Origin of the sequence: Desulfobulbus sp., assembly GCF_031547805.1 — a bacterium.
In the GTDB taxonomy this organism is placed as follows: domain Bacteria; phylum Desulfobacterota; class Desulfobulbia; order Desulfobulbales; family Desulfobulbaceae; genus Desulfobulbus.
Genome location: NZ_JAVBRQ010000007.1, coordinates 102,168 through 124,755 on the forward strand (window position 1 = coordinate 102,168; position 22,588 = coordinate 124,755).

Sequence of the window (22,588 nt, forward strand, 5' to 3'; positions counted from 1 at the left end):
CCTGCGACCGCCCCGTCAGCCTTTCTTGCGAGGCGATACGAAGGGGATGAGGCTTTTTATACTGCACCTCATTGGGATAAGCACTGCTTTTGTTCGGGAAAACGCTTCCGAATCTTCCCCGCAGGCGCCGCAAAAGCCGGAACAATGAAATGCCCGGCTCGCAAAGAACCTAATTGTGCGGACCGTTCTCTTCGCTCAGATACAAGCGGCGGAAGCGGTCGATCAACTCCTCCTGATCCTGTGGCAGGCGCAGGCCGTACTGCGCAACGTACTCGGCGGCCATGCGATGGGTATTGAAAATGGGGATGTTGAGCCGGAGGTTGTTCAGCGCGCGTTCCAGGTAGGTTTCCGGGCGGTCGTAAAACGACTCGAGAATCGCGGGTAAAGCCTGGTAAAAGGCAGCGGCATCCTCGGTATAGAGCAGGGCATCGGGCGCCTCGCTCAGGTCGGCTTCCTCGACCGGGCCTTCGTACCCGAACTTCCAGCCCGTTTGCCCTTCATGGTAGCCCTCGACCCACCAGCCGTCCATGATGCTGATATTCGGCACGCCGTTCATTGCCGCCTTCATGCCGCTGGTGCCGCTTGCCTCAAGCGGCCGCTTGGGGCTGTTGAGCCAGGCATGCACGCCGCTGACCAACAGTTTGGCCAACTGCATGTCGTATCCGGGAATGAAAACCAGTTTGCCCAGGCCCTTGCTGCGAATATACAGCTCTTCCTGATTGTCCAGAATCAGCTTCAAAACCGATTTGCCCGGTTCGTCGGCGGGATGCGCCTTGCCTGCGAACAGAAAATTGATTGGCCGATTGAGGGAGATGAGAATATCGGAAAGCCGGTCGATATCGTCGAAAATCAGGTCGGCCCGTTTGTAGGTGGAAAATCTGCGGGCAAAACCGATGGTGAAGACTCCCGGCTGGAGCCACTCGGTCTCGGGGAGGCTGGAAAGATGGTTGGGCGGATCGATCCAGGTCTCGATCATTTGCTCGCGATGGCGCTTGAGCATGGCGTTGACGTAGGCGATCAGCTGCCGGTTGTCCGCGCGCCAGGCCTCCTCGAGCTTGGGAGCCAGATCGGCCGCATCCTGGCCGGCAAGGGTGCAAAAACAGCTGGGATCGGTGCGCCAGGAGCGGAGCGAGGGAGTCTGGTTGAAACAGGCGGCCCGCTGCTCGCTGATCCAGGTCAGGTGATGGACCCCGTTGGTAATCGCCTTGATCTTGTTGGCAAAGGCCGGGAACTGCTTCTTGGTGACATCGCGGTGCAGCCGGCTGACGCTGTTGATGGCCCGGTTGATCCGCATGGCCATGGCGGTGAAGTTGTATTCGTGGCTGATTTCCTCGTCATGGGCCAGGAGATTGAGAATTCGCTGAAAGGCGTTGTGGCTGATCGCGGAATAGAGCTCCCTGGAAAAACGGTCGTGGCCGGCCTTCACCGGCGTATGGATGGTGTAGACTATCTTGCGCGAAACCCGCTCTGCCGCCGCGAGAATATCGGCGTCGGATATCCGGTCGAGTGCGACATCGCCGAAGGTGTCGTGCAGTTCCTGGAGAATGAGGTGCAGGGTGACGGTAATGCCGTGCTGTTCGTTGAGATGGATGGTGCGGGAGGTGCACCCGAGCACGTCGAGCAAGGGCAGAATGGCGGAACCCAGCATCCGGCGCTGGTTGGCCTTGATGATGGCCGACTTGGCGTTGTAGAGCTGGTGGGCGGACTCCATGACCCAGGCCGGCGAGTCGGGCAGGCTGTAATCGATCAGAAATTCCGGTACGAACGAATCGAGCTGGCCGGAAATCTCCAATTTCATCCACACATGCGCCTTGACCACCGTGGGGTGAAGTTGGCCGTTGTAAAAGGGAATTTCGATGACCAGCGGCTTCTCGGGAGCCTCCGGATTCCGGAGTTGGAACAGTGAAGGCGTGGTTTCGGGGGTCCAGCGGGTGGCGTGATCGATCTGCCCGACCTTGGAATCGACGATCTGGGAAAAATATCCTTCCCGATAGAGCAGGCTGATGGCCAGGGCCGGGACATGCAAGTCGGCGAAACTTTTAAGAGTGTCGCCGGCAAGTACCCCCAGGCCACCGCTGTAATTCGGTATTTTGCGGGGGCCATGCAGGTACTTCTGCACGAGCCCATCGAGTTGCGAGTTGGCATGTTCCCGGATCCTGGCGTGTTCCAATCGGTCCATGACCGGATGGAACACATCGGGATCGGCGCCGATCTCCATGGAAACATAGGCCACGGATTCACCGTCCGGGCTGGTCAGTTGGTGCCAGACCCGATCGAAAACTTGCTGGGAAACACCAAAAAACGTACCGAAACGGTTGGTGCAGATTAATTGCTCGATGCGGACGGGGGAATCCGAGGAAGGAATATTCATAGAAGTGATAATTTTTCTTGTTTTCTGGACAAATAGATGAAAAAAACAGTACGACTGAAGCGGAAAGACTTTAGATAAGCCGGTGTTCTTTTGCAAGGAAATTAATTTTCCGGGAAAAAAATGTTGTATTTATCTGGCGGCACAGTAAATTCTTTTTCGTGCGTTTTTTAATTTTTCACCGTATGGGAGGGAGAGATGAGCAGTAACAAGTTGTTTCACTGGGCCGCATTGGGTTTGCTGATTTTGGGCTTGGGGCTGACCGGCTGCAGCAAGAAGTCCGAAACCGCGGCGCAGCAAGGGGGAGGAACGGAAGGAGCCGGAGCGACGGAATCGCTGGAAACACCGGATACCGGGATCATGGAGGGTAGAACCTCCGGCCCGATGGTGCCGGTTTATTTTGAATTCGATAGCTCCAAGGTTACCGGTGAGCAGGTGCAACGCATCGAAACCAATGCAGATTTTCTAAAGAAGAATCCGGATGTCGATATCAGGATCGAAGGTAATTGCGATCCCCGCGGCACCCAGGAGTACAACATTGCTCTCGGTGAACGTCGAGCCCAGAGTGCTAAAGCCTATCTCATCAATCTTGGCGTCAAAGCGAACCGTCTGACCACGGTCAGTTTCGGGGAGGAAAAACTGCTGCTGTTCGGACACGATGAAATATCGTATGCTCAGAATCGTCGGGATGACTTCGTTATTGTAAAATAACATGAGCTAAACGATGAACAAGCAACCGGGTCAGGGAGGAATGCCCTGCCCGGTTTTTGCTTTTTAGCCCGTCGCATTTTTGCCCGAAAGGGAAGAACATGGCGGAAAACTAAAATTATTCAACTAAGGAGAATGCAGAGTGAATATCGTAAAAATAGTGACTGGCTGCATGAGTGGTTTGCTGATAACGGTCTTGGTTCTTGTCAATGGCCAGGCACTGGCAGCGGATACGAAAATTGCAGTCATTGATATGAAGCAGGTGCTGTCCACCTCCACTGCCGGCAAGAGAGCTGAAGGTGTCATCAAACAGAAGATGGATTCATTGCAGGCCTCGCTGAAAAATGATGAAAACGACCTGATCGCCATGCAGAAGGAAGGTGAGAAAAAAGGAGCAGCCTGGAGCGACAGCGTCAAGCGGGAGAAGGCCGCCGCCTTTCAGAAGAAACGTCAGGAATTGGCCGAAAAGCAGGAAAATGCCAATCAAGAGTTGAGGAAGCTGCGGGAGCAGCAGGTCAATCCCGTGATCAAGAAATTGGAAGAAGTGGTGTCCAAGGTTGCCGCCGATAACGGCTATGCCATTGTTCTGCCGCGCAATGTGGTCCTGTATGCCACCGACGCGGTCGATATCTCGAACACGGTCATCACCGAGCTGAACAAGGTGATGAAGTAAGAGCTCTTTGAGCTGGTGCCATGGCAGATCAACTTCTTGAGGAACGGCTTGCTCGATGCGCCGATGTCCGGGTACTGGTCATCGGCGACATCATTATCGATCATTTCCTCTGGGGAACGGCCAGCCGCATCTCTCCAGAGGCGCCGGTACCGGTCGTCAATGTCCAGCGGGAAGATTTCCTGCTGGGCGGCAGTGCCAATGTCCTGAGAAACATCATTTCTCTCGGTGGGAAGGGGGCTCTGTGCGGGATTGTCGGCGACGATGCCATGGGCAGAAAGGTGGTCGAACTGGTCGAACAGTTGGGGGTTTCGATCGAGGGGCTGGTGGTCGGCATGCGGCCAACCACCGTCAAGACCCGGGTGGTGGCCCAAGGCCAGCAGGTCGTCCGTTTCGACCGCGAACAAACGGGATTTCCTTCCCGGCATTCGCTGGATGCGCTCATCCAGTATCTTGAGCGGCACATCCACACCTTTGACGCGGTGATGGTGTCCGATTACGCCAAAGGAATGGTCAGCGAGCAGTTGATGGTCCGGCTCCATCAACTGCTGTATGCGGTCCGCAACCGCGAGCATCGGCCATTGCCGCTGATCGTCGATCCCAAGCCCGCCAATATACACCGGTTTGTCGGTGCCACCGTGATCACGCCCAACCATCACGAAGCCATGCAGATCGCCGGGCTCAAAATCGAGGACGAACGGAGCCTGATGGCTGCGGCGCGTTTGATCCGCGACGACATCGGCTGCGAGGCGGTACTGATCACCAGGGGTGAGGCCGGCATGGCGTTGCTGCAGGGCGATGACGAATTGATCACCATTCCGACCACGGCCAAGGAAGTCTACGACGTCACCGGGGCCGGCGATACCGTCGCCGCCACGTTGGCGCTCGGGCTTGCGGTCGGCTGTTCCATGCGCGAGGCGGCTGTGCTTGCCAACCATGCGGCTGGAATCGTGGTTGGCAAGATCGGCACCGCCTGCGTGACCGCCAGTGAACTGCGCGCTGCAATGACCTCGGCAACGGTCTGACTTTTTTCATTATTTCAAATTACGAAGCGGGTGGAACGAGGGTGCGACCGCGAAGCATGACGGGATTTGGCCGCGGCGAAGCCTCGGCGGAGGGCAGGACTTGGATCGCTGAGATCAGGACCGTAAATCACCGGTTTCTCGACCAGCGGGTCATTCTGCCCCGGGCATTTGCCCTTTTCGAAGAACCGGTGAAAAAGAAGGTGGCGGCCGTGCTCGATCGCGGCAGGGTCGATATCACCTTCAGTCTGCAGGGAACGGCCGCCGTTGAGCCGCAGTTGACGGTCAATGTGCCGGTGGCGCGCCAATACCGCCGTTGTCTCCAGCAGTTGCTGGAGGAATTCGAGGTCGAGGGACCGGTGACCCTGCGCGATATGCTGACTTTGCGCGATGTCGTCAGCCTGGAGGAGCAACGGCCGGACATGGATGCCGAGTGGCTGCTGCTGGCGGCCGCGCTGGAGACGGCCCTGAAGGAGTGCGACCTCATGCGCGAAAAAGAAGGCGAGGCCCTGCGCCAGGATCTGCTGGACCGCCTGACCAAATTCGAGGCCGTTGTCCGCCAGATCGACCGCGCCATCCCCGACCTCCAACAACTGCGCCAGAACGAACTTAAGGCCAGGATTGGCAAGCTGCTGGAGGGCATCGATCTCGATCCGATCCGGCTGGCCCAGGAAATGGCGATCATGGCCGACAAAAGCGACGTTACCGAGGAAATCACCCGGCTTGACAGCCATATGGTCCAGTTTCGCGCCTTTTTTGCCAGCGGCGAGCCGGTCGGCCGCCGGCTCGATTTCCTTCTTCAGGAATTCCTTCGGGAAGTCAACACGCTCTCTTCTAAAATCGCCAATGCCGCCATCGCCCACCTCGGCGTCGAAATGAAGAATGAAATCGAAAAGCTGCGCGAACAGGTGCAGAATATCGAATAGCGCGTCCGCTGCCATCGCCCGCTTTCTTTCCCGCAGTGATCTATGGAAAACAGACTTGTCAATATCGGCTTTGGCAATGCCGTCAAGGTCAGCCGCATTCTCGCCGTGGTCAATCCGGGCTCCTCGCCCATCAGGAAGTTGAAGGATGATGCCCGCCAGGAAAAAAAGCTGATCGACGTGACCGAAGGGCGGCGAACCAGAGCGATCCTGATCCTCGATTCCGGGCACTTGATCCTCTCGTCGGTGCAGCCGGAAACCATCAACCAGCGCTTGATGGCCCTGGAGCAGGAACACCGGCATCCGGAGCTCGCGCTGATCAAAGCCCAGAGCGAGGGAGAATAATGGCTGGCGGCCTTTTATTGGTGCTGTCCGCACCTTCCGGATGCGGCAAGACAACCATTCTCAAGCAGGTCATGCGCGATCTGCCCGGATTGGTCTTTTCCGTTTCGCACACCACCCGGCAACCCCGGCCCGGCGAGGTCGACGGGGTGCATTACCATTTCGTCGAGACCGCGACGTTTGCGGCCATCCGCAACCTGCAGCCGACCGGTTTTTTGGAATGGGCCGAGGTCCACGGCAACATGTACGGCACCAGTGTCGAGGAGGTCGAGCGGCATCGCACCGCCGGTTGTGACGTTATCCTCGATATCGATGTCCAGGGGGCGGCGCAGGTGCGGCAGCGGGCCGAGCCGGTGACCATTTTCATCGCGCCGCCGTCGCTGGCCGAACTGGAGCGGCGCTTGCGCGACCGCGGGACCGAAAGCGAGGCCACCGTTGCCTTGCGTCTCAACAATGCCCGCAAGGAATTGGCCTGTTCGGGAGCATACGATTACCTGATCGTCAACGATCAACTCGACCAGGCGGTGGAAAGCCTGCGCAGCATCGTGGTCGCCGAGCGTTGCCGCCAACGCCGGATGCTCGATGGCCGGCCGGCACTTTGGAGCGTGTGATGGTGGGCAGGGGCCGGAAGGAAAAGGAAAGGGTGGCGAACGATATGGCCACACCGGCAGCGGATGACGACCTGATCTGGGGGATCAACGCGGTCCGGGAAGCCGTGGCGCAGCAGGCCACGACGGTCAGCGAACTCCTGGTCCAGCGGGGCAAGGGAGGCGCGCGCCTGCAGGAAATCATCGATCTTGCCAAGGGGGGCGGCATTGTGGTTCGCTTTGTCGAGCCCGACAGGATGCGGGTTGCGCGCACCTGTCGCCATCAAGGGGTGGTGGCCCGGCTGAGCGCGGCGAAATTGTTGTCGTTCGACGAACTGTTGGACCAAATCGGCGGGACCGGGGATGCGCCGCCCTTGCCGGCGCCCAGGCTGCTGGCACTCGACTCCATCCAGGATCCCCGCAATCTCGGCTCCATCCTGCGGTCCGCCCTGGCCGCAGGCTTCCGTCACGTCATCCTGACCAGGGACCGGAGCGTTCCGGTCACCGGTACCGTTGCCCGTACCTCCGCCGGCGCGGTGGCCCATCTCTCCCTCTGCCAGGTCGTCAATCTGAGCGATGCGCTCAACAAGCTGAAAGAGCGGGGATTCTGGGTGTACGGCGCGGTGGCGGAACCAGGAGTTTCCTCAATCTATGCCACCGATTTTTCCGGATCGATCTGCCTGGTGATCGGCAGCGAGGGCAAGGGGCTCAGACCGTTGGTGCGCCAGCAGTGCGACCATTTGGTGACCATCCCCATGCGGACAGCCTTCGACTCGCTCAATGCCTCGGTGGCGGCCGCGGTGGTCATGTTCGAAATCTCCCGCCGCGGCCTCTGAGCCTTCCCCTTATTTCTTCTTTTTCATCTGCCGCTGCAGCAGATCGCCCAGCGTTCCCATTGATTGCGATTCCCTGGTGATCGGAGGAGGTGGAGCCGAATCCTCCGTCTGTTCCTTGGCGACGTAATCTTCGGGGGTCAAGGCCAGGCGTTTCTGGTCGGTGTCGATCGATTCGATTTTGACGGTCAGATCCTGGCCGCTCGACAGCACTTCCCTGGGATGATGAATCCGTCGTCCCGCTCCCAGCTTGGAAATATGAAGCAGGCCGTCGACGCCCGGTTCCAAGGTGACGAAGGCGCCAAAAGCAGCCAATCGCGAGACCCGGCCCTTGTGGACCGAGCCGACCGGGTAGCGCTGGGTGACTTTGTCCCACGGATTTTCCAATGTTTCCCGCAGGCTCAGCGAAATGCGCTCGCTGTCCCAGTCGAGTCGCTTGATGATCACTTCCACCTGCTGGCCCCGGCTGAGCACATCTTCCACCCGCTCGGTCTGGCCCCAGGCCAGCTCCGCAATGGGAATCAAACCATCGACGCCGCCGATATCGACAAAGGCGCCAAAGTCACGGATCGAGGTGACCGTTCCCTTGACCTGCATACCCTCCTGCAGCCGGGCCTTCAACTGTTCGCGTTCCTGTTGTCGCTGCTCTTCCAGCACGGCCCGAGCCGACAGGATGATGTTGCGGCCCTGGCTGCCGAATTCGATCACCTTGAAGGCAAAGGTTTTTTCGAGATAATCCTCGGCCTGTTCGACCTTGCGGATGTCCATTTGCGAATAGGGGCAAAAACCCCGTTGGCCGGCAACAGTCACCGAAAACCCGCCCTTGACCTCGCCGGTCACCTTGCCTTCGACCGGAATGCCCGAATGGAAGGCCTCTTCAAGTTCGCGCGAAGACGCCTGCCCGGAGCCAAGCCGGGTGGTGAACAGCATCTCTCCGCCCCGGGCAGCCAGAAAGAAGACCTGCACCCGGTCGCCAAGGGCTACGGACAGGTTGCCCGATTGGTCGCGCAGTTCGGCGGCGTTGAGAACGCCTTCGCTTTTGCCGCCGGCATCGAGAAAGACGGTGTCGCCGCTGATGCCGACCACCGTGGCCTCGACCCGGCTGCCGGGTTGCAGGGCTGAACGGGAGACGGCTTTGTCTTGGAAAAGTTCTGCAAAGGTTTCGTTACTCATGGTCGGTCACCAGGGTGGAATGAACCGGCGGGTCTGGCCGCCATCGCCGGTGCTGCAAGGGTTCACAAATCTCGATCATCCAGCGACAATTGTTCGCCGACGGATATTTGCCGAACGGAGCCATCGGCGGTGTCGAGGAGGGCAAAGGTTGGCGGCGCGTCCTTGCCCAGCAGTTCGCCGGGATTGAGCAACAGGCAGCGGCCCAGCCATTCCGCTTGAAAAACGTGGGAATGGCCGCAGCATACCAGATCGAAATCGCCCGAGGCGGCCAGGGAGCGAGCCCATTTGGGATAGTGCTCGATGGCGATGCGCCAGGAGGCGGCAACCAGGATGCCGTGGTCGCCGTGGTGGGTGATCTTGCCGGTGGACGCGGCGCAGCGGCCGGCGATTAGGTGTCGATCGCCCGCATTATTGCCGTAGATCGCATGAACCGGGCCATTGAATTGCTCAAGATAGGGCAACATGAAGGGCGAGATGAGGTCGCCGCAATGAATCAGCAGTTCGGCCTCTTCCCGGTTGGCACGCAGCACGGCCCGCCGGAGATTGGCGATATGATCGTGGCTGTCGGAAAAAACGGCTATGCGCATGCGGTTTGCGTTCGGGTGTCGCGGTTGGGGTGGAGCATCTCGGCCCTGTTGCTCCGATCTCTGCCGAAGAGCGGGCGGGGATCAGGCTGCCCTTCTTTACCCTGCTTGTTGTCTCGGAGCAACGCTTTTTCGCAGTCTTCGCCGGGCCGGCGTCCCCATGCCGGCCACGCATGCCGACAGCCGGAAGATAGGCTGCTCATTGTCGGATGACTTCCGTTCCGGGTGCCAGATCGAGATCGCGCAGTGCCTGTATCCGGCGCGAATCGCCCGGCTGGAGAGTGTTAAAGCGGACATTGGTGAACGTCAGTTCGGTCAGGGAGCCGAAATGATCCTCCATCAGCAATCGTTTAATGGTGAGGTCGTCGGTTACCCAGAGCTGTATCCGTTTGACTTGGGGATGCGGCTTGCGGGGCGTCAATTGCAAGGCCTCGCTGCCAGACGGCGGCTCGTTGAGCGCAAACCGGGTGTCGCCGGGCGTGGCCGCGAATTCGTCGAGCAGGTTTTTGGTGCCGGTAAAGATGGCGTAGGTGATGTCGGATTCCATGTCCTGGGCTGGCGAAACCAGCAACTGCTTGTCTTCGGGCGTATAGATGGAAAGCGAGGTCCCGTCGTTGATAATGGTCTGCGCGATTGGCGCGGTGTAGTTCCAGCGCATGATTCCCGGCGTGCCGGTCGCGGTTCCGGCAGTGGCGGACCGGTAGAAAACAGCGTTGCCGGAGCCTTGCTTCAGCCGGCCGCCATTCTGGGTCGTCTGGGCAAAGTCAAATTCAAGGCTATGTAATTGCTGATATTTTTTCTGAAGCTGCGCCACTCGTTGATCAAGGCCGGCGGCAACCAGCCCCCCGGGTACCAAGCCGGTAAACAGCAAGACGATGAGAAGATACAGGGGCGCAGGATTAAACATCGGTCTGCTCCAGAAGAACAGGTCGCCCGAAAATTGTACCGGCCAGGGCATGGACCGGCGACGGCATGTCGGAGACAAAAAAACGGCTGGAGGTGTCGGGATCATACAGTTGCGTGCGAAGCTCCGCATCAGCTTCGAGGATGGATTTGAGGTGGAGCGCAACTTCGACCGAAGAGTCGATAATGTTGACCCGGCGGCCGATGCGGGGGGCAATCACCCTCTTGAGCAGCGGATAGTGGGTGCAGCCAAGGATCAGGGTGTCGATTTGCTTGTCGCGCAGGGGGTGGAGGTATCTCTTGACGATCGTCTTGGTTTCGCGGTGGTTGAGCCAGCCTTCCTCGACCAAGGGGACCAGAAGCGGACAGGCTTGGCTGTGCACCTGGCAGTCGGGGCGGGCCAATTGGAGCCGTTGTTCGTAGGCACCGGAATTGATGGTCGCCCTGGTGCCGATGATGCCGATCCTGCCGGTGGCACTGATGGCCGCCGCCTTGGCCACTGCCGGAAAAATCACGTCGATGATGGTTTGACTGTAGTGGCTGCGCAAGAAGGAGGAGGCGGTACTCGCTGCCGAATTGCAGGCGATCACGATCAATTTTGCGCCCTGGCGCAGGAGGAATTCCGTGTTCCGGTGCGAATATTCAGTGATCATGGCCGGGCTTTTGGGGCCATACGGCATGCGGGCAAGATCGCCCAGATATACCAGGGGATACCCCGGACAACATTGTTCAATGGCCCGGGCCACGGTCATGCCGCCAACACCGGAATCAAAAATACCAATCATTTTATTCTGTTGATTGCAATGAACGGCAAAGAGAAAAGATCAAGGAGCGAGGGGTAAGGAGATCAGGCAACGAATCTACAGCGGAAGAATCGGGACCACAAGACCGAAATAACGAGCAGAGCTGAAAAGGGAAGAAAGCCGGATGAAACTGCATTCAGGCGACAAGGCCTGCCACCTGAATGCAGGGCAGGGAGTATGGCAGAGACGGGAAAAATTATTTTTTCTTGGTCTTGTCCTTTGTCCGCATTTCAATGGCCTTGCGAAGATTGTCGGGTAATCCTCGTTCTTTGCCCGATTGCGAACGTCGCTCTGAAAGTGCTTTGGCGCACAGAGGTTGGCGAGCGGAAAATCCGTGTTTTTTGCGATATTCTTTAGAGGTGAGCCCATGTGATTTGAGATGCTTGGGAGAAAGCATCTTGAACTCTTGTCCGCACTCCAGGCAGACCACTTTATTTTTTTGAATCGACTTTTTGGGATCGATAACAGGATTCGCCTCTTCCGGTTCCGGTTCAGTCACGACAGACTCGGATTCTTGCAGCGCTTTAAGGGTTTGGAAGGTGTCGTTTAGCGCTGATTTGATTTCATCCGTGGTCATTTGCTTGGAGCTGATTTGGGATTGAATGATTTCAGCGGTCATTTCAACGAGCGATTTACTCATCGTTCTCTCCTGAGAGGAAAAATTAAAAGGATACAGCGTCATTCTTTATGCTGTTGTTGCAATAATAGAACATGAAAAGGGCCAATGCAATTTTTTTGTTCTATTGCCAAGAGAAATAAGCGCATCCGGACAATACGCAATTGGAATTGTTAGTATGTAGAGCTTGCACGTGAGATGTTCCATGTCGTCAAAGCCATGGATCTAGCGCTTCATGGCTTTGGTTTTATTGTCAAGATGATTTTATTTTATCTTGCTGATTTTTCGTATAAAAATAATTTGTCAATTTGTGCGTGTCGACGAGTATCGAGGTAAGTGGCCGGAGCGTGAGTCATGCGATGCCTGTGGGCAGTGCATCCAGGCGCCGATTGAAGAAGGATCGAGGCACTGTACACGCTTCTGGTTCCAGAACAAACAGCAGCGCCACCGTTTCACGGAATGCATGCCCCTCTCCCTTGCTCGCAAAGACCTCCAGCGGCATTTGGCCGTGTTGGACAATGCTCCTGGTCCGAAACGACTGGAAGAACGGGCAAAAGGCTGTGTCGGCAAGAGCTGTGACGATTCTTTCCAATTTAACCTGTTATTTAGGAGAGATAACCATTGTGGCGGCCCCTGATTGATTCTAGATATATTTACCTACAATAAATTTTTTATAAAAAAATACAGTCCAGCTTTATTAAATGTATTGACAGGAAGACCCGCTTAGGGGAAAAATCATCCCCCTGTCAATATTTTTCAGGCAGAGTGACACCGTTCGGTGCGCCTCTCCGCCTGTGAGCGAAGTAACGGGAGAAAAACAGAGTATATGGATGAGATTATAAAGAAAGTTAAAAAGAAAGACGCCCATCAAAAGGAATTCATCCAGGCGGTCGAAGAGGTCGTGCAATCGGTCAAACCGGTTATGGAGGCAATCCCTGCCTATCGGAAAGCTCGAACCGTGGAGCGGATGGTTGAACCGGAGCGGTTGATTATGTTCCGGGTGCCTTGGGTGGATGACCGGGGAGAAGTGCAGGTCAATCGCGGTTTTCGGGTGCAAATGAACAGCGCGATCGGTCCGTACAAGGGGGGAATGCGTTTCCATCCTTCGGTCAATTTGGGAATTCTTAAATTTTTGGCTTTTGAGCAGACCTTTAAAAATGCGCTCACCACCCTGCCCATGGGCGGCGGCAAAGGCGGGGCGGATTTCGATCCCAAGGGAAAGTCGGAAAATGAAATCATGCGGTTCTGCCATAGCTTGATGACCGAACTGTATCGCCATATCGGGCCCGACACCGACGTGCCTGCCGGAGATATCGGCGTGGGAGCGAGGGAAGTGGGATATATGTTCGGCATGTACAAGAAACTGGTCAATCAGTTCACCGGGGTTTTCACCGGTAAAGGTCTGGCCTGGGGCGGCAGCCTGATTCGGCCGGAGGCGACGGGCTACGGCTTAATGTATATGGTCGCCGAAATGCTCGCCACCAAGAACCAGGAGGTGGCAGGCAAGACGTGCCTGGTCTCCGGCTCCGGCAATGTGGCTCAATTCTGCATGGATAAAATCCTGCAAATGGGCGGCAAGCCGATCACGTGCTCCGATTCGAACGGCTATATCCTCGATGAGGAAGGGATTGACAGGGAGAAGCTCGCCTTTATCAGCGAGTTGAAAAATGTGCGCAGAGGTCGCATCAAGGAATATGCGGAGCGTTATCCCAAGGCGGTTTACACGCCCGTGAATCCCGAGCTCGACCACAATCCCCTGTGGAATCACAAGGCCCATTGCGCACTCCCCTGCGCCACCCAAAACGAAATTAACAAACAGGACGCCCAGAACATCGTCAACAACCAGGTGATGGTGGTGGCCGAGGGCGCGAATATGCCCACCATGCCGGAAGGTGTCGAGATTTTTCTGCAGGACGGCGTCTTGTACGCTCCCGGCAAGGCTGCCAATGCCGGCGGTGTCGCCGTTTCCGGTCTGGAGATGAGCCAAAACAGCGGCAGAATTTCCTGGTCGAGGGAAAAGGTGGATCTTCGGCTGCAGGAAATCATGAAAAATATTCATAAGACGTGTATGGATACGGCTGAAAAGTACAATATGCCGAGAAATTACGTGGCCGGTGCGAATATTGCCGGTTTCGTCAAAGTGGCGGAAGCCATGATGGCGCAAGGCATTGTGTAATTGCTTTTGTTACAGGTCCCCCGGTTCCGCCGGGGGACCCTTTTGGCGCGGTTGCGACAAATGAAAAGGCCCCGGCGATTTTTCCTGCGACCGAAACGGTCGCCCTGATTGCCGGAAGCACAGCATCCTGTTCGTTCATCTTCACTCCCAAAGGGCGGCAACGCGCTTGAAGCGTTTCAGCGAGTGTGCCGCGGGCTCCGTTTGGGCCAGCCAGCCTGCTGCCCCTCCCATGATGGCCGGTGTCTTTTCCCATCCTCCGGTTGCAACGACGCATCTCTCCTGCCAGGTTTTACGGCTCAAATCCGATGTGGAAATGGAATTGCCTGCCCGGTTCAACCGGAACAGTCCCGGTTCTGTTCACGGGCGACTGTCTTGGCGACCGGACCGCCGCTGCCGGCGCATCTCGCATCCGGGTCGGATCGAGGCCCGGCATGCCTTTGTCCGCTGCCCGCGTTTCGCGTGTCTTCGACAGTATGGGCAGGGTGGCATGATCCGGGTGTTGACAGGCTGGATGGGAGGCATTATCGTTGCCCTTGTTTTGATGACCTGCTTTTCTTGTTCACCCATTTATATATAGCGTTGTGAGGTAGGATCATGCCGGTATATGAGTACGAATGCAGCGGATGCAAAAAGATTTTCGAGGTGCAGCAGCGCATGGCCGACAAGCCGATATCGGTTTGCCCCAAGTGCGGCGGGAGCGTGCGCAAACTGATTTCCATGAGTTCGTTTCAATTGAAGGGAGGCGGCTGGTACACCGACGGTTACAGCAACGGCAAATCTTCCTGTGCCGATTCCGGAGGGGCGCCGGCTTGCTCCAGTGGAGGCGGCTGCTGTCAGTGCCCGGCCGCCACCTGACCGACGAGTACACGGTTGTACGACAAAACCCGGCCTTAGGCCGGGTTTTTTGTTTTATCCTGATTTTATGCCCGCCATGCGACCGGTTACCTGGTGACGATGGCCATGGCGTCTCCGTAGGAAAAGAAGCGATAACCGGCGATCACCGCTTCCCGATAGGTCGCCAGAATCCGGTCCCGGCCCGCCAGGGCCGAAACCAGAAACAGCAGCGACGACTTGGGCAGGTGGAAATTGGTGATCAGATTGTCCACCACCCGGAATCGGTAACCCGGATAGATAAACAGATCGCATTCGCCCCCGCCCGCCCGGACCTGCCCGTGTTCGTCGGCGGCAAATTCGAGCGTCCGCGCCGTGGTTGTCCCCACCGCCCAAACCCTTCCGCCTGCTTGCTTGGTCCGGTGGATGGCTTCAGCTGTTTCCGGCGGGATTTCGACATATTCCCTGTGGATGGCATGGTCGCGGATATCCTCGCTCCGCACCGGGGCAAAGGTACCGTATCCGACATGGAGCACAATGGTGGCTATTGCCACTCCCTTGCTTCGGATGGCGGCCAGCAGTTCGTCGCTGAAATGGAGACCTGCGGTCGGCGCCGCGACCGAACCGGTCTGGCGTGCATACCGGGTTTGATAGCGATCCCGGTCCTCGCCCAAGCTGCCGTCGGGCCGGCTGATATAGGGGGGCAGTGGCATCTGGCCATGGAGTTCCAAAACCTGCTCCAGGGATTGTCCCGGATCCGGCTGATATTGCAGGGTCACTTCGGCCTTGCCGTCCGGATGCAGGCTGTCGATCCGGGCTCGGAAGCGCGGGCCGAAGCCGAGTAGGCTGCCTTTTTTGGGGCGTTTTGAGCTTTTGATCAGGCCAATGGCCGTGGCTTGGTGCCATGCGGGGTACGCATCGCTTGCCACGGCCGGCCGGGGAAGGGCAAGGAGAAACAGCTCGACCTTGCCGCCGGTCTGCTTGCTGCCCAGCAACCGGGCGGGAAACACCTTGGTGGTGTTGAGCACCAGGAGGTCGCCGACGCGGAGATAGTCGATGAGATCGGCAAATCGTCGGTGGGCGGGCGAGGGATTTTGCCCTGCGAGAACGAGCAGGCGGGATTGGTCGCGTTGTGGTGCTGGAAATTGGGCGATCAGGTCGGCGGGCAAGTCGTAGTCGTAGTCGTCCAAACGGTAGGAATGATCGGTCATGATTCAAAAAAACGGGCTGGCTGGTTCCGGGTGATTTGCTTGCAAAGCACGATAACCTACTTTACATTGCAGCAAAAGTCTTGGCCGAAAGTGCTGGCAAGGCGGCCATCGTCCCGGCCGTCGGTGCCGACGATTTGTTGAGGAGAGCCGTGTTCCTGACCACCGCTGCCACCGATTTCGAAATGGAGCCGTTTCGGCGCGCCTGCCAGCCGGCCAGATATCCGGAGCTGGTCACCGGAGTCGGACCGGTGGAAGCTGCGGTTCGCCTGACCGCCTTTTTGGCCGCCACCTCCTTGCCGTTGACCGGAGTGATCAACTTTGGGGTTGCCGGGGCGTATGTCGGTACGCAAAGCGGTCCGAGCCGGCGCGGGGCGGCCGTTCTGGACATCTGTTTGGCCGAACGGGAAGTGCTTGCCGATCTGGGCATCTGCGCCAACGACGATGTGCGACCGTTACGCGGGGAAGGATTTACCATCACCGATTCCTTCGTATTGGACCCCGGTCTGCGTCTCCGGGCGGAATCGTTGCTGGCCGCCGCTGCCATCCCCTGGATCGGCGGGGTGTTCGCGACCGTCAGCAGTGCCAGCGGCACCCGCCGGCGGGGGGATGTGCTGGCCGCTCGCCACCGGGCTCTATGCGAGAACATGGAGGGCGCGGCCGTGGCGCGGGTCTGCCGGCACTTCGATTTGCCCCTGCTGGAATTGCGCTGCATCTCCAACCTGGTCGAAGACCGCGATTTGAGAAATTGGCAATTGCATCAAGCCTGTGCCCGCTGCGGCGAGGTGACGGCCCTGGTCGTCAAAGGACTGCACCATGAGTGAACCACTGCCCGTAAGCCTCGGTTTTTCCCCGTGTCCCAACGACACCCATATCTTCAACGGATTGGTCCACGGCAAGGTGGAGCTTGTCCATTGCCGCCTGGGCAGCGTTCACCTGGAAGATGTGGAAACCTTGAACGAATGGGCACTGCAAGGGCGCCTGGATGTGACCAAGCTGTCGTTTCACGCCTTTGGTCATGTCCAGGACCGTTATGCGCTGCTCCAGGCCGGCGCGGCTCTGGGGCGGGGATGCGGCCCGCTGCTGATTGCCGGCACGGGCGACAAACCGGCCGATCTCGCCGATTGGAAGATCGCCATTCCCGGCACCTACACCACGGCGGCCCTGCTGCTGCGGTTGTATCGACCGGATTGCCGGCAGCTGGTCGCCATGCGTTTCGACCGGATCATGGAGGCGGTCGCGGCCGGGCAGGTCGACGGCGGGGTGATCATCCACGAGAGCCGATTCACCTATCAGGCCATGGGGCTGCACTGTATCCGCGATCTGGGCCAATGGTGGGAAGAAACCACCGGCCTGCCCATTCCCCTGGGCTGCATCGCCGCCAGGAAAACACTGCCGTTGGCCGTCCGTACCGAACTCAATGCGGCCATCGCGGCCAGTATCCGTTGGTCCGAGGCTCATACCGCGGAAGGGCTGGACTATATCGAGGCCCATGCCCAGGAAATGAACCCACAGGTCATGCGCGACCATATTGCCCTCTATGTCAACGACTATTCCAGGGGACTCGGAGACGAGGGGATGCACGCGGTGCGGCAGCTGCTGCGCCGGGGGACCGAGGCCGGCCTTTTTCCTACCGTCGATGGCGGCGCATGATCGGAAAGCCTGACCAGGTGGCACCCGCTCCGGTATGGGGTTGCGTGCTGATCGGCGGCAAGAGCAGCCGCATGGGACGGCCCAAGCATCTCCTCCAGCGGGAGGAGCGCACCTGGATTGAGCGCACCGTGGCCTTGCTTCGTCTCTGCGTCGACCGGGTGATCATCGCCGGCGCCGGTTCCCTCCCTCCTTCCCTGGCCGAAATTCCGCGTGTGGACGATGTGCTCGGCCTTGAAGGTCCCCTGACCGGCATCCTGGCGGCGTTTCGTCGTTATCCCGATGTCTCCTGGCTGGTGGCGGCCTGCGATCTGCCGGATTTGGAGGAAGGCGCCCTGCGATGGCTGCTTGCCAGCCGTGTTCCCGGGGTGTTGGCGATCCTGCCGGATCTGGCGGGCGACGGCCGGGTGGAGCCGCTCTTGGCCTATTATGACCGGCAATGCCGGCCGCTGCTGGAGACAATGGCCGCCACCGGCCAGAGGCGGATGCAGTGGCTGCGACAGATGGCGGGCGTGATCACGCCACAGCCGCCCGTTGTCTTGCGGCCGTCGTGGCGCAACGTCAACACTCCTCAGGAATTGGGACAGCTCGGCCCCTGAAATTGTGGGGCCGCACGGACGAACCCAGGTACGGGCGGCAAGGATGGAACGGAGAACAACGACCATGAAACAGGGAGGAGCAGAGAACGATAGGCGCCAGCCCGGGGCCATGAACGCCGGTTTGGCCGTTTGCGCCGAAATGGCCGGCACTGTCCCCGAGGGGATGGCGTAGAGGCCGGGGAGAGCGTCGTGGCGGGAAGAGGGAAAAGCGGTGGCCGGGGGTGGCCCGGATCGATTGCCGGCAATCTGGAACGCTTTTTCATTCACTCCGTGGCCGAATGCCCCTACGGCATGAATACGGACGCCGTCTACCATCAGGCCATCTTCGGGCAGCTCACCGACGAGGCCATGGGCGAGTTCCTGGTTCGCGGTTACCGGCGTAACGGTAACTGCATCTACACCATGCATTGCCGCAACTGCGATGCATGCGTGCCCATCCGGCTGCGGGCCGAGAGCTTCCGTCCAAACCGCAACCAGCGCCGGGTCTGGAAGAAAAACCAGGACGTGGCGGTCGAAATCGCTCCCCTCACCATGTCGCGGGAAAACTTGACCCTGCTGCAGCGCTTTCTTTCCACCCGTTTTCCCGAAGGCCGGAGCAGCGCCGAGAGTTATTACTCGGGTTTTTTCATCACCAGCATCGCCCGATGCTTTGAAATCCGCTATCGGGTTGACGGCAACCTGCTGGGGGTGGCCATTGTCGATGCCGCTCCGGACTGGATGAATGCGGTGTATTTCTTTTTCGATCCTGAGCAGGGCTGGCGCAGCCCTGGAACCCTCAATATCCTCACCCTCAATCACATCTGCAAAACGCAGAAGATCGAGCATCTGTATCTCGGCTACTGGATCGGCGGTCACCCCAGCATGAGCTACAAGGCCGCCTTCCGGCCGCACGAACTGCTGCTGGACGGTCTCTGGCAGCAACAGCTCTAAGCTGAATGCGTCTCTGTATTTCGGTGGTACGGCAAAAGGCACTGGCTGCCGAGGCAGGGGCTTGGGCGGGCGAAACTTCTCAAGGGGATGGACCCAGCGGCCATCCATCGGGCGAGCGGTCGACACCCTTGCGGCGGCACCGGTAGAGAGGCCGCCGCAAGGAGACGATTCGGCAAGAAGGATTCGGAAAGAAAGATGGGCCGGACCGTGGCAACAGGGTCCGGCCTAATTTTTTTCCTTCCAGTCGGGTCGTAGATGCAGCTCGGTCAACTGCTTGCGCGATACCACCGAGGGTGCGTCGGTCAGCGGGCAGGTGGCTTTCTGGGTTTTGGGGAAGGCGATCACGTCGCGGATGGAGGTCGATCCGGTCAGCAGCATCATGAGCCGGTCGACGCCGAAGGCGATGCCGCCGTGCGGCGGAGCCCCGTGGTCCAGCGCCCGGAGGAGGAAACCGAATTTTTCCTTGGCCTCCTCTTCGCCGATACCCAGAGCCGCGAACACGGTCTGCTGCATGGCTGGACTGTGGATGCGGATCGAGCCGCCGCCGATCTCGTTGCCGTTGAGCACCAGGTCGTAGGCCCGGCTCTTGACTGCGCCGGGGTCGGTGGCCAGCAGGGGCAGATCGTCCTCGTTGGGCGCGGTGAACGGATGGTGCACCGCGGTGTAGCGTTTTTCCTCCTCGTCGTACTCCAGCAGCGGGAAATCGGTGACCCACAGGAAATTGAAAACCTCGCCGTCGACCAGCTCCAGCCGCCGCGCCAGTTCCAGCCGCAGTTCGGACAGCACCTGGTGCACGGTCTTGGCCTGGTCGGCGCCGAATAGGATGAGGTCGCCGGGCTGGGCATTGAGCGCCTTGCCCATGGCGGCAATTTCCTCCGGGCTGAAAAACTTGGTGATCGGCGATTGCCACTCGTCTTCCTTGATCTTGATCCAGGCCATGCCCCGGGCGCCGAAACGGCCGGCATACTCGGTGAGATCGTCGAGATCTTTGCGGGAGAAGTGGCCGCATCCCTTGGCGTTGATCGCTTTGACCACCCCGCCTTTTTCCACCGCCGCCTGGAAGACCTTGAAGCCGCAGCCCCGGACGATGTCGGTCAAATCCACCAGTTCCAGGCCAAAGCGGGTGTCCGGCCGGTCGGTGCCGAACCGGCGCATGGCCTCGTCGTAGGTCATCCGGGCAAAGGGTGGGTTCACCTCGATGGCGCGGACGGTGGCGAACAAATCGCCGATCATCCCCTCGACCAAGGCAATGATCTCGTCCTCGGTGATAAAGCTCAGCTCCATATCGATCTGGGTGAATTCCGGCTGACGGTCGGCCCGCAGGTCCTCGTCGCGGAAGCACTTGACGATTTGATAGTAGCGGTCCATGCCGGCCACCATCAGCAGCTGCTTGAACAGCTGCGGCGACTGGGGCAGGGCGTAGAATTTGCCGGCGTTGACCCGGCTCGGGACCAGGTAGTCGCGGGCCCCTTCCGGGGTGGAGCGGGTGAGCATCGGGGTTTCGATCTCAAGGAAATTCTGGGCGTTGAGATAGGACCGCACGGTTTGCATGGCTTGATGGCGGAGAATGATGTTACTGGCGATCTCCGGCCGACGCAAATCGAGATAGCGGTATTGCAGGCGCAGGGTATCGGACACCTCGATTTCCTCGTCCAGGGGGAAGGGCGGGGTCTCGCTTGCGTTGAGAATGCGGAGTTCGTGGACAAAGACCTCGATCGATCCGGTGGACAGCTTGGGATTTTCCATGGATTCCGGCCGTTTGACCACCCGGCCCCGCACGGCGATCACCCATTCGCTGCGCAACTGATGGGCCTTGGCATGCACCGTCTCGTTGACCTCGGGGTTGAAGACAACCTGGGTCAGGCCCCAGCGGTCGCGCAGATCAATGAAGATGACCCCGCCGTGGTCCCGGCGGCGGAGCACCCAACCCATCAGGGTGGTTTCCTTGTCAATGTCGCCCAGGCCAAGATCGTTGCAGCTGTGTGTGCGCCGCAGCGCTCCCATTGATTCCATTTTTTTCTCTCCGTATCAGATAGGTCGGGGGCCTCGGGGCCGCTTCCGAAAGATGACTGTCTCTTGGCCGATGGCCGTGGGGCCGCGTTGCCGCGGGCGGCCGTTCAAGGTGCCGCGGCCGTCCAGACCATGGCGAGCAGGCGCCGGGCCTGCTCCTCGGTGGAGCCGCTCAAGGCAAAGGGCCGTTGTTCCTGGGTTTGCATGTCGCGAAGGATCGCCTCGCCCTTCATCCATTCGTCCTCGCCGACAATCAGGACAAAGCGGGCGTTGATCCGGCCCGCCTGCTTGAGCTGCGCCTTGAGGCTGCGGCCGCTGTAGTCGATGGCGGCCTTGGCGCCCTGGTGCCGCAGGGCATGGGTCAACTGTCCGGCAAAGGCAATCGTCGCCGTACCGAGGGCGGCCACGAAGATATCCATGCCCTTGGCCGGAATCAGGCGGTTGTTCTGCTGCTCCATCAACAGGGCCAGGCGCTCCAGGCCCATGGCGAAACCGATGCCGGAAAGCGGCGGGCCGCCCAACTGCTCGATCAGGCCGTCGTAGCGGCCCCCGGCCCCCACCGCCGCCTGGGCGCCGAGATCGGCGGTGAGAAATTCGAAGGTGGTGCGGGTGTAATAATCGAGGCCACGAACCATGAAGCGGTTGATCTGAAAGGGAATGCGCAACTCCTCCAGCGCGGTTTTTACCTCGACGAAGTGGCGGTCGCAATCGGGGCAGAGCACCTCCAGCAGCGAGGGCGCTTCCTGAACCACGGCGCGGCAGGACGGTTTCTTGCAATCCAGCACCCGCAGCGGGTTGGTGCGGGTGCGGCGCTTGCAATCGTCGCACAGTGCTTCCTGCCGCTCCTCGAGAAAGAGGACCAACCGCTCCTTGAACGGAGGACGGCAGACCGGGCATCCCAGTGAATTCAACTCCAGGCTGACATTGAGGCCCAACTCGTCCAGCAGCATCCGGCCCATGGCGATCAACTCGGCATCGATCCGAGGCTCGGACGCGCCGATGATTTCGGCGTCCAATTGATGAAACTGCCGCATTCGGCCTTTTTGCGGGCGTTCATGCCGGAACATCGGGCCGATGGTGTAGAGACGCTGCACCGGCTGTTGCACGTGGAGGCCATGCTCGATGAAGGCGCGCATGACCGAGGCGGTGGCCTCGGGCCGCATGGCGATGCCCTTGTCGACAAAGGTGTACATCTCTTTTTCGACCACATCGGTGGCCTCGCCGATGGAGCGGACAAAAAGTTCGGTCTTTTCCAGGATCGGCATTCGGATCTCTTGGAAGCCGAACCGTTCGAAAATATCCCGCGCCTGCTGCTCGATGTACTGCCAGCGGCCGACGGCCTCGGGTAAAATGTCTTTGAATCCGTTGATTGCTTGAATTTTCAAGATAAACTCCAGGAAAATCGCATGCGCGACCCCATTGGTATGCGACCCAAGGGGGCCATGGTGGAAAAATTATAAAATCTAATCGAGAAAGGGGTGAAAAGTCAAGCCGATGTGGTTCGGCTGTGGTAGAATGTCCGCTATCTATTCTGAAGACATAGCGAAGGGCCGTGCTTGACAACCAAACCCAATCCCGGCATTCTTTTATTTTTTGATGCGGACCACCATCGGGAATGCATTGTGTTTCCGATTCTTTTTTTTGAAGCAACT

At 58.9% G+C, this 22,588-nt stretch carries 22 protein-coding genes; 13 read left to right on the top strand and 9 right to left on the bottom strand.

Annotated elements, in window-relative coordinates:
* Positions 1 to 169 precede the first annotated feature (169 nt).
* The gene (gene glgP / locus RMR13_RS02860; RefSeq protein ID WP_310599128.1) at positions 170 to 2,371 is read right to left on the bottom strand and encodes an alpha-glucan family phosphorylase; all 2,202 of its coding nucleotides are present in this window, start codon (positions 2,369 to 2,371) and stop codon (positions 170 to 172) included.
* A gap of 195 nt (positions 2,372 to 2,566) precedes the next feature.
* On the opposite strand from glgP, the gene pal reads away from it, so the two are divergent.
* The 7 genes from pal (at position 2,567) to rlmB (ending at position 7,456) form a co-directional block, all read left to right on the top strand.
* Positions 2,567 to 3,079: a peptidoglycan-associated lipoprotein Pal gene (gene pal / locus RMR13_RS02865; RefSeq protein ID WP_310599129.1), complete on the top strand. Its 513-nt coding sequence runs from the start codon at positions 2,567 to 2,569 to the stop codon at positions 3,077 to 3,079.
* Between the two features lie 139 nt (positions 3,080 to 3,218).
* Positions 3,219 to 3,749: an OmpH family outer membrane protein gene (locus tag RMR13_RS02870; protein WP_310599130.1), complete on the top strand. Its 531-nt coding sequence runs from the start codon at positions 3,219 to 3,221 to the stop codon at positions 3,747 to 3,749.
* A gap of 20 nt (positions 3,750 to 3,769) precedes the next feature.
* A complete protein-coding gene (rfaE1, locus tag RMR13_RS02875) occupies positions 3,770 to 4,771 on the top strand; it encodes a D-glycero-beta-D-manno-heptose-7-phosphate kinase (RefSeq protein ID WP_310599131.1) in 1,002 nt (333 codons plus the stop codon).
* Between the two features lie 56 nt (positions 4,772 to 4,827).
* Positions 4,828 to 5,694: a YicC/YloC family endoribonuclease gene (locus RMR13_RS02880; RefSeq protein ID WP_310599132.1), complete on the top strand. Its 867-nt coding sequence runs from the start codon at positions 4,828 to 4,830 to the stop codon at positions 5,692 to 5,694.
* A gap of 42 nt (positions 5,695 to 5,736) precedes the next feature.
* A complete protein-coding gene (locus RMR13_RS02885) occupies positions 5,737 to 6,036 on the top strand; it encodes a DUF370 domain-containing protein (RefSeq protein ID WP_310599133.1) in 300 nt (99 codons plus the stop codon).
* Positions 6,033 to 6,644 (top strand): guanylate kinase, encoded by a 612-nt coding sequence (gene gmk, locus RMR13_RS02890; protein WP_409070251.1) that lies wholly within the window; start codon positions 6,033 to 6,035, stop codon positions 6,642 to 6,644. The genes RMR13_RS02885 and gmk overlap by 4 nt, the downstream gene beginning before the upstream one ends.
* Before the next feature lie 32 nt (positions 6,645 to 6,676).
* Positions 6,677 to 7,456 (top strand): 23S rRNA (guanosine(2251)-2'-O)-methyltransferase RlmB, encoded by a 780-nt coding sequence (gene rlmB / locus RMR13_RS02895; protein ID WP_310599135.1) that lies wholly within the window; start codon positions 6,677 to 6,679, stop codon positions 7,454 to 7,456.
* Positions 7,457 to 7,465: 9 nt separating this feature from the next.
* Here rlmB and rpsA read toward each other — a convergent pair whose 3' ends face one another.
* From rpsA to RMR13_RS02920, 5 genes are all read right to left on the bottom strand, one after another.
* Entirely contained in the window at positions 7,466 to 8,626 is a 1,161-nt protein-coding gene (gene rpsA, locus RMR13_RS02900; RefSeq protein WP_310599136.1) for a 30S ribosomal protein S1, read from the bottom strand.
* A gap of 62 nt (positions 8,627 to 8,688) precedes the next feature.
* The gene (locus tag RMR13_RS02905; protein WP_310599137.1) at positions 8,689 to 9,213 is read right to left on the bottom strand and encodes a metallophosphoesterase; all 525 of its coding nucleotides are present in this window, start codon (positions 9,211 to 9,213) and stop codon (positions 8,689 to 8,691) included.
* A 196-nt stretch (positions 9,214 to 9,409) separates the two neighbouring features.
* A complete protein-coding gene (locus RMR13_RS02910; RefSeq protein ID WP_310599138.1) occupies positions 9,410 to 10,117 on the bottom strand; it encodes an outer membrane lipoprotein carrier protein LolA in 708 nt (235 codons plus the stop codon).
* Positions 10,110 to 10,898, bottom strand: a complete 789-nt coding sequence (murI, locus tag RMR13_RS02915; protein ID WP_310599139.1) for a glutamate racemase — start codon at positions 10,896 to 10,898, stop codon at positions 10,110 to 10,112. The genes RMR13_RS02910 and murI overlap by 8 nt, the downstream gene beginning before the upstream one ends.
* Positions 10,899 to 11,112: 214 nt before the next feature.
* The gene (locus RMR13_RS02920) at positions 11,113 to 11,556 is read right to left on the bottom strand and encodes a MucR family transcriptional regulator (protein WP_310599140.1); all 444 of its coding nucleotides are present in this window, start codon (positions 11,554 to 11,556) and stop codon (positions 11,113 to 11,115) included.
* 802 nt (positions 11,557 to 12,358) lie between these two features.
* On the opposite strand from RMR13_RS02920, the gene gdhA reads away from it, so the two are divergent.
* The gene (gene gdhA / locus RMR13_RS02925; protein WP_310599196.1) at positions 12,359 to 13,708 is read left to right on the top strand and encodes an NADP-specific glutamate dehydrogenase; all 1,350 of its coding nucleotides are present in this window, start codon (positions 12,359 to 12,361) and stop codon (positions 13,706 to 13,708) included.
* A gap of 594 nt (positions 13,709 to 14,302) precedes the next feature.
* Entirely contained in the window at positions 14,303 to 14,563 is a 261-nt protein-coding gene (locus RMR13_RS02930) for a zinc ribbon domain-containing protein (RefSeq protein WP_310599141.1), read from the top strand.
* A gap of 86 nt (positions 14,564 to 14,649) precedes the next feature.
* On the opposite strand, the gene queA is transcribed toward RMR13_RS02930, so the two are convergent.
* Positions 14,650 to 15,750 carry a tRNA preQ1(34) S-adenosylmethionine ribosyltransferase-isomerase QueA gene (gene queA, locus RMR13_RS02935; RefSeq protein WP_310599142.1) on the bottom strand — a complete coding sequence of 367 codons (1,101 nt, stop codon included), beginning with the start codon at positions 15,748 to 15,750 and terminating at the stop codon, positions 14,650 to 14,652.
* 80 nt (positions 15,751 to 15,830) lie between these two features.
* On the opposite strand from queA, the gene mqnB reads away from it, so the two are divergent.
* The 4 genes from mqnB (at position 15,831) to RMR13_RS02955 (ending at position 18,926) form a co-directional block, all read left to right on the top strand.
* A complete protein-coding gene (gene mqnB / locus RMR13_RS02940) occupies positions 15,831 to 16,571 on the top strand; it encodes a futalosine hydrolase (protein ID WP_310599143.1) in 741 nt (246 codons plus the stop codon).
* Positions 16,564 to 17,400, top strand: a complete 837-nt coding sequence (locus tag RMR13_RS02945) for a 1,4-dihydroxy-6-naphthoate synthase (protein WP_310599144.1) — start codon at positions 16,564 to 16,566, stop codon at positions 17,398 to 17,400. Before mqnB ends, RMR13_RS02945 begins: the two co-directional genes overlap by 8 nt.
* Complete coding sequence (locus RMR13_RS02950) at positions 17,397 to 17,996, top strand: molybdenum cofactor guanylyltransferase (RefSeq protein ID WP_310599145.1); 600 nt, start codon at positions 17,397 to 17,399, stop codon at positions 17,994 to 17,996. The genes RMR13_RS02945 and RMR13_RS02950 overlap by 4 nt, the downstream gene beginning before the upstream one ends.
* A gap of 189 nt (positions 17,997 to 18,185) precedes the next feature.
* The gene (locus RMR13_RS02955) at positions 18,186 to 18,926 is read left to right on the top strand and encodes an arginyltransferase (protein WP_310599146.1); all 741 of its coding nucleotides are present in this window, start codon (positions 18,186 to 18,188) and stop codon (positions 18,924 to 18,926) included.
* Positions 18,927 to 19,151: 225 nt separating this feature from the next.
* On the opposite strand, the gene aspS is transcribed toward RMR13_RS02955, so the two are convergent.
* Together aspS and hisS are read right to left on the bottom strand one after the other, a co-directional pair.
* Entirely contained in the window at positions 19,152 to 20,939 is a 1,788-nt protein-coding gene (gene aspS, locus RMR13_RS02960) for an aspartate--tRNA ligase (protein WP_310599147.1), read from the bottom strand.
* 104 nt (positions 20,940 to 21,043) lie between these two features.
* Positions 21,044 to 22,321, bottom strand: coding sequence for a histidine--tRNA ligase (gene hisS / locus RMR13_RS02965; RefSeq protein WP_310599148.1), 1,278 nt, complete (start codon positions 22,319 to 22,321; stop codon positions 21,044 to 21,046).
* Positions 22,322 to 22,588: the final 267 nt, after the last annotated feature.